Here is a 16,300-nt window from a genome sequence, read left to right on the forward strand (position 1 = left end):
CCCCCCCCGGGGTTTTTTTCCGGCCGGGCGGGGCGGCCCAAAATAAGGTCCACTAAACACCCGGTGTTTCCCGCCCCCCCCGGCCCGGGGGTGCGGGGGCAGGCGGCGTCGATGAACACCTTTATTCGCCGAGCTTGGATAGCGGCATCCCTATCACGCTGAGAGCCTGTTATGCTGGTCCAGCGTTTGATGGCAGTCTTGATCCATGCGAGCAGCTTGTGAGGGATGCAACCGAACGAGGCGCTGCTCCCACAGTCGTCGCAGGCCCTCCATCACAGCGTCACGCTTAGCCTGATCCGGCGCAATTGTATTGAGGAGATCTCCCAACATGGCTTCGCCCTCAATCCGCATCAGCAGATTAAACAAGTCGTGTGAAATTCGTACACTGTCACTGCTGAAGTGGGTCGTGCTGATCTCGCAGTGAGTCTCCCGACGATCTGGCGCTTTGTAAGCGCGGGTTTGATGGAGGGACACATAGGGCGGCAACGAAACCGCAAGCGCAGTCCAATCCTGCAGCGTTGCAGCCCGCTTTTTTACCAGGAAGGGCCCGACCACAAGTCCATCCAGCTCTGTCGTCAGAAAGGTGGCAATCGCGTCTGCAACCGAATCCACGATCGGTTCGGCATTGTTGTTAAAGGACGTATTGAGCAGAATTGGAGTGCCTGTGCGCTTCTTGAACGCATTGATGACCTCCCAGTACGCGGGATTGGCGTTGCGCGATACTGTTTGCAGGCGAGCGGTACCGTCGACGTGCGTGATGGCACCGAGCAAGGCGCGCTTTGAGTCACGCACGCGAACGACGAAATTCATGAATGGAAATTCGTGCCTACCGTCCGGGAGGTCGAAAAATTCGCTCGCATCCTCCTCCAGCACAGATGGCGCGAAGGGCCGATAGCCTTCGCGCTTCTTGACCATCGCATTGATCCGGTCCTTGTTTGCGGCCGGCCGAGGGTCGGCAAGAATGCTGCGGTTGCCCAGCGCACGTGGCCCAAACTCCGAACGACCCTGCACCCAGCCGATCACGGCGCCGTTGGCGATCCAGTCGGCTGCACTGCTTGCCACGTCATCAGAGCGTTCAACCTCGAGATGTCCGGCCCATGCATTCAGTTCCTGTTGCACGGCGCGCTCGCTCCCGAGATCAGGACCCCAATAGACCTCCTGCAGTCGCTCACACGGCGCGGGGCGGCCCATCTCGTTAGAGACTATCAGCGCAGCTCCCAATGCGCAGCCAGCGTCGTGAGACGCGGGTTGCACGAAAATGTCTTCGAAAAGCCCTGAATACAGCAGCTTACCGTTCATCGTGCAGTTGTGGGCCACCCCCCCCGCCAGGCACAACCGCTTCATGCCGGTGGCCTCACGGTGATGCCGGAGAATGTGGAACACGATACGCTCAAGCGCTTCCTGCAGTGACGCACTCACATCTCGATGCTGCTGGGTGAAGGGCATTCCCTTTCGCCTGACCTCGATATTGCGGAGCAACGCCGGACCGATGCGGTCGAGGTGAACACGGTAGCCACCGCCGTTGGCGGAGAGCTCGTAGAACTGCTCGAAGAGCTCGCGATAGGGAGCGGGGTCGCCGTAGGGCGCGAGTCCCATTACCTTATACTCGTCGAACAAGCCGTAGCCGAGATAGCGGATCGTCTCGAGATAAAACAGCCCAAGAGAATTGTTCTCGGGGAAAGCCTCGAGTTGCGTAATTTCTGTGCCAGACCCTACCGCCAAGAGGCCCGACAGGAAATCACCAGAGCCATCAATCGCTAGAATGAGACTTTGTTCGAAGCCCGACATTGCAAAGGCGCTCACGGCGTGCGCCTGATGATGACTTACGAATGAAATACGCGAACTGTCCAACTTAGTGCCGAACTCACGCGTTAACAGATCCTGCACCAACGTTTTAGCATCCAACGGAATGGAGAGAATGTCCGGGTGGGATGCGGACATACCTTCAAGCATGGCGTTGGCATAGGGCTCGCTGGCGTAGAGCGCGACACGATCAATGTCGTTGAGCTGAACCCCCGCCGCTGACAGACAGTATTGAATCGAACGAATTGGGAGCTTGTTGGAGTGTTTCATCCGATTGAGGCGTTCCTCTTCGACGGCTGCTATCACCCGTCCGTCTCGGACGAGCACCGCGGCGCCATCGTGCATAAAGGCGTTCCGAAGCTCGAATCGGTTTTCATGGACTTGGTCAAGTCCGCCGCTAATTCCTAGACACAGCATTTCTTTCTCCACATAGTGACGGGCAAGCCAAATTGGCCTGCCTCAGACCGTTTCCAACTAAATAGGCCGCGTTGTCGCTTGCAGCTGCAACCGCCTGTCAGGCATCACCGGCATCAAAGAACGCCTCATAAGGGTCCGCCTGAATCAACATGAGATGCTTCGATCGTGGCGCCTGCCGTTCCATGACGCCGAGAGCTTGGCTGGATCATCGAATCTTGAGCGGCTGCTGACTTGCATGCCGGCGATGCCGTTTTCATCTGCAGCACGAACTTGTGACGCGGGCTGCCTATATCCTTGCGAAGGGGCGGCTGTTGACGAATAATGCCGCGCCGTGAACTGGCCCGATTTCATTCCCCGAAAGACCGTCGCACAGGCGAGTGACATGTGCTGCACTGTCCGCCTGCTTCCCGGTCGCACATCCGATAACGCCTTCGCTTGTGCAGGAGGCCGCATCGCGTCATTCGTCGGCCAAACATGGCACCGACTGGAAGCCCGGCAATACCGCGTAGATGTAAAGTGCGCTGATGTTGTATGGTAGCGCTGCCGGCCGGGTCTCCAATCCGCTGCCCAAACGAGCGGACTGCCTGCGGCAAAAAGCCCGCCACAAGCAGAATCGCGCTGGGCAGCTGGCTCGCCTGCAAGACTTCGCAGCTCAGGAACATTGGGGACGACTAGCGTCGAACCGCCGACATGATCGGCCAGTTGCAACTCACTTCTCGGCACGACCTCCACTGCACGTCAGGGCGCATGGAAGATTTTCTCCTTTGGATGGGTGATCGGTGCGGACGTGCTTTTGTCCATGCAAGATTTCCGAAGAGTTATGAAATCGTTTGTTTCGATCAAAGTCATCCACGCTATGAATAGCTGCCGGACATGCGCTTCAAAGGGGCTTCAGGCTTCCCGGATGGCTACTCCGATTCGAAGCGCGTGGCATTCCATGCGCTCTATGACAACATTTTTCAGCAAAGGGTATGAGAGCAAACCCACACTTCTTTTTCAGAAGTCGCTTCGAAGCAGCCGAGGCCTTGATGGGCTTCTTCACCAAGTTCGGCGATGGTGCCGCAGACATTCTTCCTCTTTCCGGGCTGAACAAGCGCAGAGTTCGCGCCTTGGCAGTGTATCTGGGCGCTCCGTCTGATCTTGTTGAAAAGATCCCGACCGCCGACCTGGAGAACCTCGTCCCGGTCTCACATACGATGAGATTGACGACTTCCTCGAAGGCCAAGAGATCAACGAAGCGGCGCACAGGCGTATACTTCATGCGCATTCCAGCACAGCCCATAAGCGAGCGCTTCCCGTCACAACGATTGCCATGACGGGTTCGATATTTAGGCATCGGCAATAGCGTCTCAACATACACGATCGATGGGCTTGCCGCAGTTAGGCAGCTAGCGGCCTGAATTACCGCTGGAGCGAAGCGCTGCTCTTTCAGCCCGCATGCGGTCATGAGGTTGACAGTGTCGGCACGTATCGCCGAGGCCGGCACGCGAACTCATTCTCCCTGAATGCCTGCTCTATCGATCTTCCGCAGCGTACCCACTTGACCGGTCGCTTCGACATTCCAAGCACCCGGATTGTAGCCGATCCTTGCCGCTCTCCTTCGGCCGGTCGCAATGCTAGACGTGCGGCCGTTACGCGATGCAGAGCTGGTTGTCAGATGCGTGATGCGAAATGTGAGATGCAGCTCCAGTTTTGGCGATGGCAGGCTCGCCGCATTGTTGATAATATCCGCACAAAACAGGCGCGCAAATGACATCGGATTCAGAGAAGGCTGAGACGGTCGAGCAGTTGCTTGATACACCTGACCTTGCAACCGCACTGGAAAGCGAACAGTTCAAGAAATTCCTCGACCAGGTGCCGATCGCCATAGCCGTTTCGGACCTTGCCGGTGAAGAGCGCGTGGTCTACGCCAATCCGGAATTCGAGAAACTGTCAGGCCTGACAGCCGCCAGGCTCACCCAAGAAAACTGGGTGGCCCTTTTAGGCACGGGCCTCCATCAGCAAAAGGACAGGCCGCTAGCCGAGGCCGTGGTCGAGGGAACCGATTTGGTCGGCACCTTCAAGCTGGAGCGCGGAGAGGACAAACCCGCGATCGTCGACGTTTATTCGAACGTGATCGAAGACGACAACGGCAAGGTGTGCTTCCGACTGGTGGCCCTGGTCGACGTATCCGCCCATGGCGAGGCGGGAGATGAGCGCTCGGCGGAGGAGCGTGTTAGCGAGAAAGACACGCTGCTGCGCGAACTGCAGCACCGGGTGAAGAACAACCTGCAGATGATCACCGCGCTGATCCGGCTGGAAAGCCGCAACGCGACCGAGGCCGACCGGAGACGGTTTGAGCGGCTCGCCGGTCGCGTCGACGCTCTGGCGATCCTCTACCAGACGCTAACTGCCGACGAGCCGAAGGAGGAGGTCGACCTTGGTGTGTATCTCAGCCAGATCGCGTCCGCGGTCATGAGCTCGCATGCGGTCGAGGGAATCCGGCTGGATATGAAGGTGGATACATATCCCGTGTCAATAAACGTCGCCATGCCGGCCGGGCTGGTCGTAAACGAATTGCTGACCAATTCACTAAAGCATGCGTTCTGGGGCCGCGATGGCGGCACGATAACACTGCACAGCGTCGTCGATGGCGACGGCTGCCGGGTTATAGTGGCGGACGACGGAATCGGCCTGCCGGAAGGCGAGGTGTGGCCCAAACCAGGCAAGCTCGGAGCGCTGATCGCGCGATCGCTGACCGAGAACGCCAAGGCGCAGCTAGCCGTCGAGTCCAGCGCCAACAAAGGGACGAAGGTGACCATCGTTTTCAAGCGGTCGGCGGCAGCAAGCTGAACGGTTGCTGTCGACTAGCAGGCTGGCGGCTGGCTTCATGTCGCGGCTTTGAGCAGGTGGCTGCAAATAGGCTAGGTCGCCCTTCACGGCCTGCTTCACATGGTCGAGGTCTTCCATTATGCTCCAGGCTTGCTGCTTCTGACTTCGGCGGCCAGTCCATCCCCACCTAGCGGAAGGCACTCCCGCCTGATTACGTTGCGGCTTGAGTCTTGACGGCGGGGGCACCTGACGCCTTCGCGCTCATCACGCGCGGGCCGGCAATTCAGCAGCGAGTCATCGCTTGGCCAATCTTGCCGAGGACGAAGGTCTAACCTACAAATAAAATTGGTCCGACTGTTCGTGGCCGGAGGTAACCGCGAATTTGCGCTATCGGGACAGGAGAGCAGTGCTGTAGGCAAACCGCGATGCGTGCATTCGTTCGATTGGTTCTACGATTATCCTGACGCCTGGGGTGACCAGTTGCACCAGTATTTCCTACTACGCGCAATCTTTGCAGGGTCATGTGCAGATCATCGCGGCCCGCCAAGACATCGGAAAACTGATCGACGATCCTTCAACCCCTGAGATATTGCGCGCCCGAATGGCATCGGCGGCCGCCATATAATAGTTTGCGGCAAAGACGGCCGCGATCGAACGGCTGAGGACGCGCTCGCCAACAGATTGCGCGACAGACGATGGGGTGGATACCGCGGATACGACGCCTGGTTCGATGCTCCGATCAACAACGCGAAGCTCGCCGCGACTTCCGTCTACAGCGATTCGGTTCAAAGGCTTGGCGCGTTGGACAAAGCTCGCCGCGCCGAAGCGCGATGCATAGAAGCCGGGATAGTCGCCCGAACACAAGTCGAACAAGCGGAGTGGTCGACCGTTTCGTCCTCCCCGGGGACGAGCCGGTTGCTCTGGCCTGGGGCGACCTGATGGGTCTTGCGGAGCACCGTCTCCAGCATGGCGATCAGGTCTTCGGGAAGTATGGCCTCATTCTGCACAGACGGTTTTGCGTGGCTGTTACGGATGCCGGCGGGCACGGTGGCGATATGGCGGTCCTTTCGATCGAGCGGCTCGCCACACTGCGTACGTAGAGGCCGACGGTCTGCGGATCAGGCGGCAACACCTCGAGGTGCTGCCGGCGCGCCCAGGCGCAAAAAATCCGCTCTCGACCGAGCGGCGTCAGACCGGTATTCTTATGGATGTTCATCCGGTCCCCCTGGAGTCACTGAAGCTTCGACAATCTCAGCTTTCCCGGTTCGGACCGGATGGACAACCTACTGAAAGCTCACAACTAGCTACCAATGCGATCAGCTTTCGGGCTATCGGGCGCATCCAGGGAGGATGGGTATGTTCTTGGCTAACGGGCTCAAGCTGCGGGACCGCGGGTGCACGCTGGCACTGATGTTGGCGATCATATGTGTATGTGCGCCTGCACTGGCGGCAAACGCGTCAGATCAGGCGTGCCGGTCCATCGCCAAGCTCAAAATTCCAAGCGTGATCTTTACCGAGGCTAGCCTTCAAAAGCCGCAGGAGATCCCCGCAGATCCCTTCACTGCATTCACCGGCGCCTCGCCTCAGGCGGTAAAAGTGGGCGGGCACTGCCTTGTCCGAGGTGTTATCGGGAAACGCCAGGGGGTCGATGGTCAATCATATGGCACCCGGTTTGAGGTGCGTCTTCCGACGACCTGGAACGACATGTTCCTTTTCCAGGGCGGCGGCGCAGTTGATGGCTTCCTGGCGCCGGCCGTCGGGACCATTCCTTGCCGGAACTCGACCGCGGCTCCCGGGCTCTTGCGCGGCTACGCTGTTGTAAGCATGGATGGCGGGCACCCAAGCCCCGATCCGGCTTTCGGGGTCGATCAAGCCGCACGCATTGATTTTGCGTACGCCTCCATTGGCAAAGTCACTTCGGTCTCGAAGCAGGTGATTGCCAAGTTCTATGGGGCGGCTCCGAAAAAGTCGGTGTTCATGGGATGCTCGAATGGCGGTCGTGAGGCGTTGATAGCGGCTCAGCGATATCCGCTCGAGTTCGACGGCATTGTTGCAGGTAGCCCGGGTTTTCGTCTCAGTGCCGCCAACATTGCCGAAGCCTGGGATACTCGCCAGTACATGAGCATCGCTCCCAAGGATGAGGCCGGCCATCCCATTCTATCCCGCGCCTTCTCCCAGCAGGATCTGAACATCGTCGCCAAGGCGGTTCTCGCTGCCTGTGATGCCCGCGATGGCATTGAGGATGGCGTCATCAACGCCTGGCAGCAGTGCCGGTTCGACCCAAAGGTCCTGTCCTGCCAAGGCGATAAGACGGACAGCTGCCTCACGGCTGGTCAAGTGCAGGCCATGAGCCGCGCGTTCGCGGGTCCGGAAAGCTCCGATGGCGAAAAGCTTTACAGCGATTGGCCATATGATACGGGCGTTGCGGGCGCGGACTGGAGAATGTGGAAGCTGGGCAATTCCCCCACTTCCCAGTCGGATGCAAATAACATCGTTCTGGGAGCCCGCTCGCTTCAATACTACTTCATGACGCCCCCGGCGCCGAATTTTGACCCCCTGAAGTTCGACTTCGACAAGGATCCGGCACGCGTTGCGGATACGGCCAAGCTCAATGATGCGACCGGCACGTATCTCGCCAGCTTCGCTGCCCACGGTGGAAAGCTGCTCTTGTTTCAGGGACTTTCCGATCCAGTCTTCTCAGCCAACGATCTGGTGCGCTGGTACAAGCAAGTCGTCGAGGTCACAAGCGGCGGCGATTTGGAAGCGACTCGCCGTTTCGTGCGCATGTTCATAATCCCGGGGATGACCCACTGCGGCGATGGCCAAGCCTTCGACGACTTTGATCCTTTGGCCGCCATCGAGGGCTGGATAAACCAAGACAAGGCTCCGGATTCTCTCGCGGCTGGCAGCAAGGCATTCCCCGGCAAGCACCAGCCGATCTGCGCTTATCCCACTCAAGCTGCCTATGGGGGTAAGGGAAATCCCGATGAGATCGCGAGCTATTCGTGTCGGGGATAAGAGACCTCGTCATTTGTTCGCTTCAATCTGCGCGCATTCCCGGAACAGGTCTCCCGGACCAAGGATCGGTTGGAAAAGCTAAACCCGGAATTTGTGGGCCGTGCCATAACGCAGTTGATGATCATGCCTGACTACGAAGCGTCGGCCGCCGATAGTCTGGACACAGCGCTCGCTGTGCTCGATGAGGTAATTGTTATCGCCTGAGATCTGACCGCCTCATCCCAGCGGACAAAACGGGGGCATCAGAGCCCGGACGCCTTGGTGAGATTTACGCGGAAACGATCGCGCCGGCGCTGATAATTTCGCGTCATCTCCGCGGAGGCATGGCCGAGCTGTTTTTGCACATAGCGTTCGTCGACCTCGGCCGACGAGGCGAGGCCGGCGCGCAGTGAGTGGCCGGCGAATTTCTTGGCCCGTTCGCCCTCCGACAGATCGCCGCGCACGCCGGCGGCGAGCGCCGTGCGCTTGACCAGGCGTGCGACCTCCTGGTCGTTCAAGCGATCGGCACCGACGGCTCTGCCTTGACCAGCAACGCGCCGAAACAGCGGTGCGTGCGCAATGCGGGCCAGTCTTAGCCAGGTCTGCAGAGCGACCACAGGGCAGGTGGCGTCGGAGGAGCCGCGGCCGATTTCGACCTCGCGCCAGCCGGTTTTGCCGCGCAATGTGACAAGCAGACCCTTATCGGCAAAAATCTCGACCCAGCTGCGCCCGTCCTCGGTCTGATCCCTGCCGACGTCGAGGCCGACGATTTCGGATCGGCGAAGGCCGCCGGCGAAACCCAAAAGCAGCATGGCGCGGTCGCGCAGACCACGCAGCGTGCCGCGGTCGAGGGTCTCGAACATGCGATCAGATCCTCGGGCAGGATCGCTTCCTTCTGCCGGGGAGGGGAGGCGTGGGTGTTGCGAACGCCAGCCATCACCGTGGCGATATGCCGGTCCTTGCGGTCCAGCGGCTGGCCGCGCTGGGCAAAATTCCAGGAGAGCGACGAAAGCCGGCGCTCGATGGTTGAAACGGTGTTGGGCTTTTTGTCGCCAGTGGCCGTACCTGACGCGCAGGCGGCGATATAGAGCCCGACGACCTGAGGATCGGGCGGGAACATCTCGATGCCTTGGCGCCGGCACCAGCTCGAAAAATGCTTCCAGTCGGCTGCGTAGGCGCGGCGCGTGTTGGCCGAACTCGCCGCCTCGATATAATCGCGCGCGCGGCCGGCGAGCGCCTCAAGCTGCGCAGGCAGGCTGGGATTGGCAATGGCTGGAAGGGGAGGGGACGAGGCTAGGTCGGCATCGCCCATCTGCATGACGATATCGATGATGTCGGGCAAAGCCGCGGCGCTTTGTGTGTGAAGCTTGTCCGAAATTCGTAGCATATTTCGGACATCTTGACCGTCACTTCGTCCGAAATCGGACCACAGATTTCGGACAAAGCCCCGGCATCAACCCGCCAATATCTCGATCTGCCGTCGCCGCTGCAAACGTCGCCTGTGAGAGGCGAGCCGCCTCTAAACTGGTCGTATATCCCGATTAATAATAAGAATGTAGTCAACTTCCATATTTTAGAGGGCACGCATGCTGCCACTCAACCGGCCTGATCATCACACAAAGTGAGGAAGAACCTGGTTAGGTGCAAAGCGACAATTGCCTCGACAGCGGGTCCCGGACGGTTTATGCTGCCCAATCTTACCGCAATCCGAAATGGCGATTGAGTACCTTCACGAGTGAAGGGATTCCCGCGGTCTTAGAGATGAGTTGTCGAATGGCGCGAAGTCGCACAGAATCGCGAAGTCGCACAGAATCGTGTGTTTGATACCGATCAGGATCGCGAGCTATTTCAGGCGCAGAGAGGTCTTGCGCCCGATGCACGAGTTGCTCCCGGTCCAACGGAAGTGAATGGGGTGGAACTGCTTTGTCGACCAAATTGTTGACGGAACGTCCGGCGCCCATTGTTGCTACATGTCTGGATTCTTGGGGCGTTTTGGATGATGCAATCCACCATCTCACTCCAAAGGGCAGTGGAATCTGGAACAATGTCGCTTTTGTACGCAGGACATCCTTCGCGCCCGATTGGCATATTGTCTTTAACTCTGCTTCTATTTTTGGGCTCCCTGTTGATATCGAGGCGAGTCCAAACAGGACAATTTTTGCAATCGGCGAACCGCCGACGAAAGCTCATCGCGCATTTCATGAAGGGCAGGGGAAAAATACCATCGTCCTGACGTCTGACGCAGAGCTGGCTGCTCGGCAGAATGCAGAGCGCCGATTCGTTTTGTCTCCACCTATCACTCGGTCTTGGTCTGTAACAAAGACATATGACCAACTTCTGGTCAGCGAAGTCGTGGACAAGCCGCTTCGGCTCTCATGGATTACCAGTAACATCGCCCTGCTTAAAGGGCATCGATATCGGCTGGCGTTTCTGGAACGGCTGAGAGAGGAGCTCGATTTTGACCTGTTCGGCCGAGGTTTTCGGCTGATTGGAGATAAATGGGACGCACTCGCACCGTACCGTTACAGTATAGCTTTCGAGAATACTCGTGCTGATTACTATTTTACAGAGAAGCTTATGGACTGCTTCGTTGCTGAAACAATGCCGATCTATTACGGCAGCCCGGCAATCACGAGGTTCTTCCCTTCCGACTCAATGGTTCTGATTGACCCAGAGGACAAGAACGTAATCCAAAAAATTCAAGAAATCATCGACTCGGACCTCTGGAAGGAGCGTCGCGGCGCAATACAAGAGGCGAAGCGGTTGGTTCTTGAGAAATACAATACGTTTGCTTATCTCGCGGGCTTCATCGAAAGCGTTCACGATAAACCCTTACCGCCGGAAGTTATACACATCGGTTCGCCTGCGGTCGATTTTGGGAGAGACGAATGAAGTACTCCAACGCTCGCTTCGCGTGCCCGGCGGTTGGTGGTCTGGCGAGATCGGTACGGAGCGCTCGGCGGAGAATGCCTACCTGCGCAGACGGGCCGGCACGGGCGCACGAGGTCATGCGCCCCCGGCTGCCGCTGATCAGACGAACTGGGGAAGGCCAGGAACGGAATTGAGGACCTCGTCCACGAGTTCGTCGCCGGCATGTTCCTTGGCGAAGGCGATCGTCTCGTTGGCGATGGCGGCGATCTTTAGAATGCTGAGACCCTCACTCATCAATTGCTGGCCGAGCCCCATGAGGCCGCCTCCGCCCTCTGGGTCGTTGCCATGATACTTCGCCACTAATTCCGAAGCTCCGGGAATGGCCGCGATCATGCGCGCAACGGGACCGTCGGCCGCGTGGCGTTGCAGGAAACCCAGCATTAACCCAACGGCCTTCTCTGCGAGAGCCGGGCCGATGCCGGCACCAGTGGCGATGCGCGATAAGAATTCTTCCATGGCAGGGTTCGTCTCTCTTTAATGAGGTTTACACGGGGCCGGTCCGGCGCCCAAAGCGCCCTTGGCCGAACCACAATTGAACTCCACAAAAATAGGCCGGCGGAAGTGCTATTGCAACTGCGCGTAAAACCGCCTCTGTCAACGCAAGCTGCGTCGGACGTGCGTATTCGCAAAAACGGGACAGTCGTTCCGCTAAATCGCGGACAGCAGTTTCACTAATTCGCGGACAGCAGGATGGGGTCGGCGCTCGGTTGCCTGGTTGAAGTCATTTGCGATTGATTTCGCCGTTTTCGGCGCCGGTCAAGGGCGGCGGTGTTTTTTGCTTTCTCATGCTGTCGCCTTCGAGGGTGATGCGATGGGCGTTGTGGATGATCCGGTCGAGAATGGCGTCGGCTATTGTCGGCTCCGCGAATGCTCATGATGCACCTTTCCTTGATCGCCTGGTCCGTTGCAGTCGGCGTTGAAGTTGATCGATCTGGTCGCTGGAAAGCTTTCCGCTTGGCCGCGGGCGTCACCATTTCTTTCCCACAAGATCCTTCAACGCGGCATTGTCGAGCATGGCGTCGGCCAGAAGCCGCTTCAGCCGCGTGTTCTCGTCCTCCAGAGCCTTCAGTCGCCGAGCCTCGGAGACATCCATCCCGCCGAAGCGGGCCTTCCAGTTGTAAATCGAGGCGTCGCTGACCCCGTGCTTGCGGCACAGATCGGCAACCGATACCCCGGCCTCATGTTCCTTCAAAATTCCGATGATCTGCTCTTCAGAGAAGCGGCTACGTTTCATGTCCTGGTCCTCTCGATGGGCCAGAACGAACTTCAAACCGGATTAGATAAGAGGGGCAAGGTCAAGGTCGATGACTCAACTGTTGTGTGGGGAGAGCTCTTACTTCTCATTCGCTCCAAATGCGGACGCGGCGCACGAGCTCGGAAGTTGAGATCCCATAGCGATCGTGAAGCGTCGGCAGCGCGCCAGCGTCGAGGAACTCGTCGGGCAGGGCGATCTGGCGAAAGACTGGGGTCACTCTCTCGCGCATCAGCAGCGCGGCAACGCCTTCGCCAAGGCCACCAATGATGGTGTGGTTCTCCGCCGCCACCACCAGCCGTCCCGAACGGCGCGCGGCAGCGAGTATCGCCTCCGTATCCAGAGGTTTGATCGTCGGAACGTGCAGAACGGCGCAGCCGATCCTGTCGGCTTCAAACGCCTTCGCGGCCTCCAGCGCGCGCATGGTCATCAGGCCGCTGGAAATGAACAATACGTCCGCGCCCTCGCGCAGCATTCGCGCCTTGCCGATTTCAAATGTATAGTCGTCTGCGTCGAGCACGACAGGAACCTTACCGCGCGAAAGCCGCATGTAGACCGGCCCGTTGTAGTCCGCGATCGCCTCCGTGGCCTGTTCGATGTCGAGCGCGTCGCAAGGGTCGATGATCGTCAGGTTCGGCATCCCGCGGAAGATCGCGATGTCCTCCGTCGCCTGGTGGCTGGGGCCGTAGCCGGTCGTCAGCCCCGGTAAGGCGCAGACGATCTTCACATTGAGTTTCTCCTCGGCGATCGCCATGCAGATGAAATCGTAGGCACGTCGCGATGCGAAGACGGCGTAGGTGGTGGCGAAGGGCGTAAAACCCTCCCGCGCCAAGCCGGCGGCGGCGCTCATCAGCACCTGCTCCGCCATGCCCATCTGATAGAAGCGGTCCGGATGCTCCTGTGCGAAGACATGGAGATCGGTGTATTTCGCGAGGTCCGCCGTCAGGCCAACTATCCCGGGCCGCTGGTGCGCCAGTCTGGCCAGTGTGTGCCCGAACGGCGCATTGCGTGTCGGTACGCCATCGGGCGCGATCGACGCGATCATCGCCGATGTGGTCTTGCGCTCACCGGCATTGGCGGCGTGGCGCGGCGCGAACTTTGACAACCTCAACGCGGACGTCCCTTTTCCAAAGCTTCGAGCGCTAACGTCCATTCGTGCGGTTCGACGCGGATGAAATGCGTGATGTCGCGGGTTTCCAGGAATGGCACACCCTTGGCCATGCGCGTATCGCAAACGATCACACGCGGACGAGGTTCCTTCAGGCCGCGCGCCATGTCGAAGGCCTTGCGGACCGCCTCGATGTCGTTGCCGTCGACGCGCTGCGCATGCCAGCCGAACGCCTCGAACTTGTCGGTCACCGGTTCGGAGGAGAGCATGGCCGTCGACGGACCATCGGCCTGCTGATTGTTGAAGTCGACAATGGCAATGAGATTGTCGAGCTTGTGGTGGGCGGCCGACATCGCGGCTTCCCAGGTCGAGCCCTCACCGAGCTCGCCGTCGGACAAAAGATTGTAGACGAAACTGTCGCTTCGCTTGCGCGTCAGCCCCATGCACATGCCAACGGCAATGCCAAGGCCGTGACCGAGCGAGCCGCCGGTGATCTCCATGCCGGGCGTGTATGGCGCCATGCCGGACATCGGCATACGGCTTTCATCGCTGCCATAGGTTTCGAGCTCTTCCTCCGGCAGCACGCCCGCTTCGATCAGAGCCGCGTAGAGCGCGATCGCATAGTGTCCGATCGACAGCAGGAAGCGGTCGCGTCCCTCCCACAACGTGTCCTCCGGCCGGTAACGAAGCGCATGGAAATAGGCGACGGCAAGCACGTCGGCGACACCCAGCGCCTGTCCGACATAACCTTGGCCCTGGACTTGACCCATCCGCACGGCGTGTCGGCGGATACGATAGGCTCGTTCGGCCAGGCTGACATTGCTGCCAGCGCGAGGCATCTCAAGCTCCGTTGTCCACTCAGCCATGGATTAGCATCCCACCGTTGACATCGATCACGGCGCCGGTGATGTAGCTGGCCAGATCGGAAGCCAGGAAGAGATAGGCGCCGGCTACGTCGCGCGCCTCGCCCAGCCGGCTGAGCGGGATTCCCTTGATGATGTCGGCGCGCATGGCGTTGGTCAGTTTGCCGCCGGTGATGTCGGTCTGGATCAGGCCCGGTGTGATGCAGTTGACGCGGATGCCTTCGGGACCGAATTCGCGCGCCATGGCCTTGGCAAGCCCCAGAACACCCGCCTTGGCAGCCGAATAGTGCGGGCCACCGAAGATGCCGCCGCCGCGCTGGGCCGAAACTGACGACATGCAGATGATCGAGCCGCCGCCATTTTCGCGCATGTTCGGGATGAATGCCTGGCTGAGATGGAGCACGCCGCGTAGGTTGACATCGAGGATGCGGTCCCAGTCAGCCGCGCTGATCTCCAGCGTCTTGACCGGCTGCGTGACGCCCGCATTGTTGCAGAGCACATCGATCCTGCCCAAGGTTTCTGTCACTTGCGCCGCCGCCCTCTTGCAGGCGTCGAGGTCCGCGACGTTGCACGCAAGGCCGATATGGTCGGGTCCAAGCGACGCAGCGGCGTCACGCGCTTGCCCGTCATCCAGGTCGAGTATTGCAACGCGAGCCCCGTGCTGTACCATCAGCGCTGCCGTGGAGCGGCCAATTCCCCGGGGGCCCGCGGCCCCCGAAATCACCACGGCCTTGCCCTTCAGCAACAAGTCGAACTCTCCTGCTATTTCTGTTTGCCGGTGATCTAAAGTCGGTAGAACCGGGCGGCGTTGTCATGGAACAGCGCGAGCCGCTCCTCGTGCGGGTGGGCGATCGTAATTTCCTTGAAGGCGTTCAAAATGGCGTCGAAGCTCGAGAACAGCTTGTCGACGGGGAAGTTCGTCGCGAACATCGAGCGGCCGACGCCGAAGGCTGCGATCGCCTCCTCGACATAAGGACGGATCGAGAACGTGGTCCAAGTCCAGTCGCCCATGCCGAGGCCCGAGATCCAGGCGACGTTCGGCGCTTGCGCTAACTGGTGCATGCCTTTTTTCCAGGCGCCAAAATGCTCGGCGCCGTCGACCTGCATGCCGGTGTGATTGAGAATGATCTGCACGTCGGGAAAGTCGCGCGCCAGTTCGAGGAACTCGCTCATCTGCGGATAGTAGAGCTGCGGGTCGAAGCTCAGCCCGCGCTTCGCCAGCTCCCGGAAGCCGCGCCGCCATTCGGGCGTACGACTGACCTCCGGCCGCGCCAGATAGGTATTGGCGGGGTCGGGATGATAATTCATCGGCTGCCGCATGCCGCGGAAGTTCGGATATTCCATGTGGCGGTCGAGGAGGTCGCCGACGTCGGGTTGGGACAGGTCGACATAGCCGACGATGCCATGCGGAAAGCCTCGCTTGTTGGCGATCTCCTGCAGCCAGCGCGTTTCCCCAACCGGATCGCCGGGATCGAGAAGCAGCACTTCGGCTGCGGTGGAAAGGGCACGAGCGATCTGGACGATCTGGCCTTCGTGGAGGGACAATTTGCGTGCCGGCATTATCGATGATCGCTTCGCCGATCGCTGGGTCGATCAGCTGGAGCGCTCCGAGCGCAGTTTCGCGCGTGCGGCGACGGCTGATCTGCCACCAGCCCGACCTCGCATGCACAATGCCGATGTTTTCCGCGACCGGACAGCTCGGGCAACAGCGCCAGCTCCTGATGCACCACCGCGATGATCGGGCTGTTGTGGTCGGCCTTCGACGAGGCGAAGCCAATCTCGCCGGCTTCGCGTGAGGTCAGCCCTGTGACGATGCGGATGAGAGTGCTTTTGCCGGCGCCGTTGCCGCCCAGGAGCGCGTGGATTTCGTCGGCCCGGACCTGAAAACTCACACCCCGCAGGACACGGGTTGCGTCATAACTCTTCTCGATATTGGCAGCTTCGATCAGGGGCTTCCTGGTCAATACCTGTCCAACTCCCGGCACGTTGCCGGCGCTACCCAAGCTTTGGGTTGAACTCGGCTCCATCCTGTATCTCCTTCCGGGACCACTGTGCGACCGATTGACATTCGGCTCAATTTTCGTTTCTTAACATTCTGTGTAGCTGAGCTTAACTGAC

The 16,300-nt window shown here is 59.6% G+C and carries 12 protein-coding genes and 5 pseudogenes; 6 read left to right on the forward strand and 11 right to left on the reverse strand.

Annotated elements, in window-relative coordinates:
• Window positions 1–153: 153 nt before the first annotated feature.
• Entirely contained in the window at window positions 154–2,220 is a 2,067-nt protein-coding gene (locus NKH67_RS24545) for a carbamoyltransferase family protein (RefSeq protein WP_353031954.1), read from the reverse strand.
• A 1,013-nt stretch (window positions 2,221–3,233) separates the two neighbouring features.
• Here NKH67_RS24545 and nadE point away from each other — a divergent pair.
• From nadE to NKH67_RS24565, 4 genes and pseudogenes are all read left to right on the forward strand, one after another.
• A pseudogene (nadE, locus tag NKH67_RS24550) lies at window positions 3,234–3,565 on the forward strand (NAD(+) synthase); the annotation flags it as partial.
• A 404-nt stretch (window positions 3,566–3,969) separates the two neighbouring features.
• On the forward strand, window positions 3,970–5,052 hold the full coding sequence (locus NKH67_RS24555; protein WP_352920358.1) for a sensor histidine kinase: 1,083 nt from the start codon (window positions 3,970–3,972) through the stop codon (window positions 5,050–5,052).
• Between the two features lie 502 nt (window positions 5,053–5,554).
• Window positions 5,555–5,656, forward strand: a complete 102-nt coding sequence (locus NKH67_RS24560; protein WP_352468513.1) for a hypothetical protein — start codon at window positions 5,555–5,557, stop codon at window positions 5,654–5,656.
• Window positions 5,657–5,712: 56 nt separating this feature from the next.
• A complete protein-coding gene (locus NKH67_RS24565) occupies window positions 5,713–5,970 on the forward strand; it encodes an aminopeptidase (protein WP_352453904.1) in 258 nt (85 codons plus the stop codon).
• A gap of 2 nt (window positions 5,971–5,972) precedes the next feature.
• Here NKH67_RS24565 and NKH67_RS24570 read toward each other — a convergent pair.
• Window positions 5,973–6,196: pseudogene (locus NKH67_RS24570) on the reverse strand (integrase); the annotation flags it as partial.
• A gap of 191 nt (window positions 6,197–6,387) precedes the next feature.
• On the opposite strand from NKH67_RS24570, the gene NKH67_RS24575 reads away from it, so the two are divergent.
• Window positions 6,388–8,049, forward strand: coding sequence for a tannase/feruloyl esterase family alpha/beta hydrolase (locus tag NKH67_RS24575; protein ID WP_352493621.1), 1,662 nt, complete (start codon window positions 6,388–6,390; stop codon window positions 8,047–8,049).
• A 242-nt stretch (window positions 8,050–8,291) separates the two neighbouring features.
• Here the strand turns inward: NKH67_RS24575 and NKH67_RS24580 are convergent.
• Window positions 8,292–9,415 (reverse strand): annotated as a pseudogene (locus NKH67_RS24580) (site-specific integrase).
• 536 nt (window positions 9,416–9,951) lie between these two features.
• Here NKH67_RS24580 and NKH67_RS24585 point away from each other — a divergent pair.
• Window positions 9,952–10,920, forward strand: coding sequence for a glycosyltransferase family 10 domain-containing protein (locus NKH67_RS24585; RefSeq protein ID WP_352493678.1), 969 nt, complete (start codon window positions 9,952–9,954; stop codon window positions 10,918–10,920).
• Between the two features lie 138 nt (window positions 10,921–11,058).
• Here NKH67_RS24585 and NKH67_RS24590 read toward each other — a convergent pair whose 3' ends face one another.
• From NKH67_RS24590 to NKH67_RS24625, 8 genes and pseudogenes are all read right to left on the reverse strand, one after another.
• On the reverse strand, window positions 11,059–11,415 hold the full coding sequence (locus NKH67_RS24590) for a hypothetical protein (RefSeq protein WP_352453730.1): 357 nt from the start codon (window positions 11,413–11,415) through the stop codon (window positions 11,059–11,061).
• Window positions 11,416–11,680: 265 nt separating this feature from the next.
• Window positions 11,681–11,818 (reverse strand): annotated as a pseudogene (locus NKH67_RS24595) (ATP-binding protein); the annotation flags it as partial.
• An 85-nt stretch (window positions 11,819–11,903) separates the two neighbouring features.
• Window positions 11,904–12,193: pseudogene (locus NKH67_RS24600) on the reverse strand (transposase); the annotation flags it as partial.
• Between the two features lie 106 nt (window positions 12,194–12,299).
• Entirely contained in the window at window positions 12,300–13,322 is a 1,023-nt protein-coding gene (locus tag NKH67_RS24605; protein WP_502893802.1) for a transketolase family protein, read from the reverse strand.
• Window positions 13,319–14,158 carry a transketolase gene (locus NKH67_RS24610; protein ID WP_352453734.1) on the reverse strand — a complete coding sequence of 280 codons (840 nt, stop codon included), beginning with the start codon at window positions 14,156–14,158 and terminating at the stop codon, window positions 13,319–13,321. The genes NKH67_RS24605 and NKH67_RS24610 overlap by 4 nt, the downstream gene beginning before the upstream one ends.
• A gap of 19 nt (window positions 14,159–14,177) precedes the next feature.
• Window positions 14,178–14,930, reverse strand: a complete 753-nt coding sequence (locus tag NKH67_RS24615) for an SDR family NAD(P)-dependent oxidoreductase (protein ID WP_352453729.1) — start codon at window positions 14,928–14,930, stop codon at window positions 14,178–14,180.
• Window positions 14,931–14,965: 35 nt separating this feature from the next.
• Window positions 14,966–15,742 carry an amidohydrolase family protein gene (locus NKH67_RS24620; protein WP_353031916.1) on the reverse strand — a complete coding sequence of 259 codons (777 nt, stop codon included), beginning with the start codon at window positions 15,740–15,742 and terminating at the stop codon, window positions 14,966–14,968.
• A complete protein-coding gene (locus tag NKH67_RS24625; protein WP_352457358.1) occupies window positions 15,742–16,209 on the reverse strand; it encodes an ATP-binding cassette domain-containing protein in 468 nt (155 codons plus the stop codon). Before NKH67_RS24625 ends, NKH67_RS24620 begins: the two co-directional genes overlap by 1 nt.
• Window positions 16,210–16,300 lie beyond the last annotated feature (91 nt).

Source organism: Mesorhizobium sp. M0968, from assembly GCF_040319065.1.
GTDB lineage: Bacteria > Pseudomonadota > Alphaproteobacteria > Rhizobiales > Rhizobiaceae > Mesorhizobium.

What these genes read in the sequence shown, in the direction of transcription:
- NKH67_RS24545 (WP_353031954.1), bottom strand. Translation starts at nt 2,220, where the DNA reads ATGCTGTGTCTAGGAATTAGCGGCGGACTTGACCAAGTCCATGAAAAC.
- NKH67_RS24555 (WP_352920358.1), top strand. Translation starts at nt 3,970, where the DNA reads ATGACATCGGATTCAGAGAAGGCTGAGACGGTCGAGCAGTTGCTTGAT.
- NKH67_RS24575 (WP_352493621.1), top strand. Translation starts at nt 6,388, where the DNA reads ATGTTCTTGGCTAACGGGCTCAAGCTGCGGGACCGCGGGTGCACGCTG.
- NKH67_RS24590 (WP_352453730.1), bottom strand. Translation starts at nt 11,415, where the DNA reads ATGGAAGAATTCTTATCGCGCATCGCCACTGGTGCCGGCATCGGCCCG.
- NKH67_RS24610 (WP_352453734.1), bottom strand. Translation starts at nt 14,158, where the DNA reads ATGCCTCGCGCTGGCAGCAATGTCAGCCTGGCCGAACGAGCCTATCGT.
- NKH67_RS24620 (WP_353031916.1), bottom strand. Translation starts at nt 15,742, where the DNA reads ATGCCGGCACGCAAATTGTCCCTCCACGAAGGCCAGATCGTCCAGATC.
- NKH67_RS24625 (WP_352457358.1), bottom strand. Translation starts at nt 16,209, where the DNA reads ATGGAGCCGAGTTCAACCCAAAGCTTGGGTAGCGCCGGCAACGTGCCG.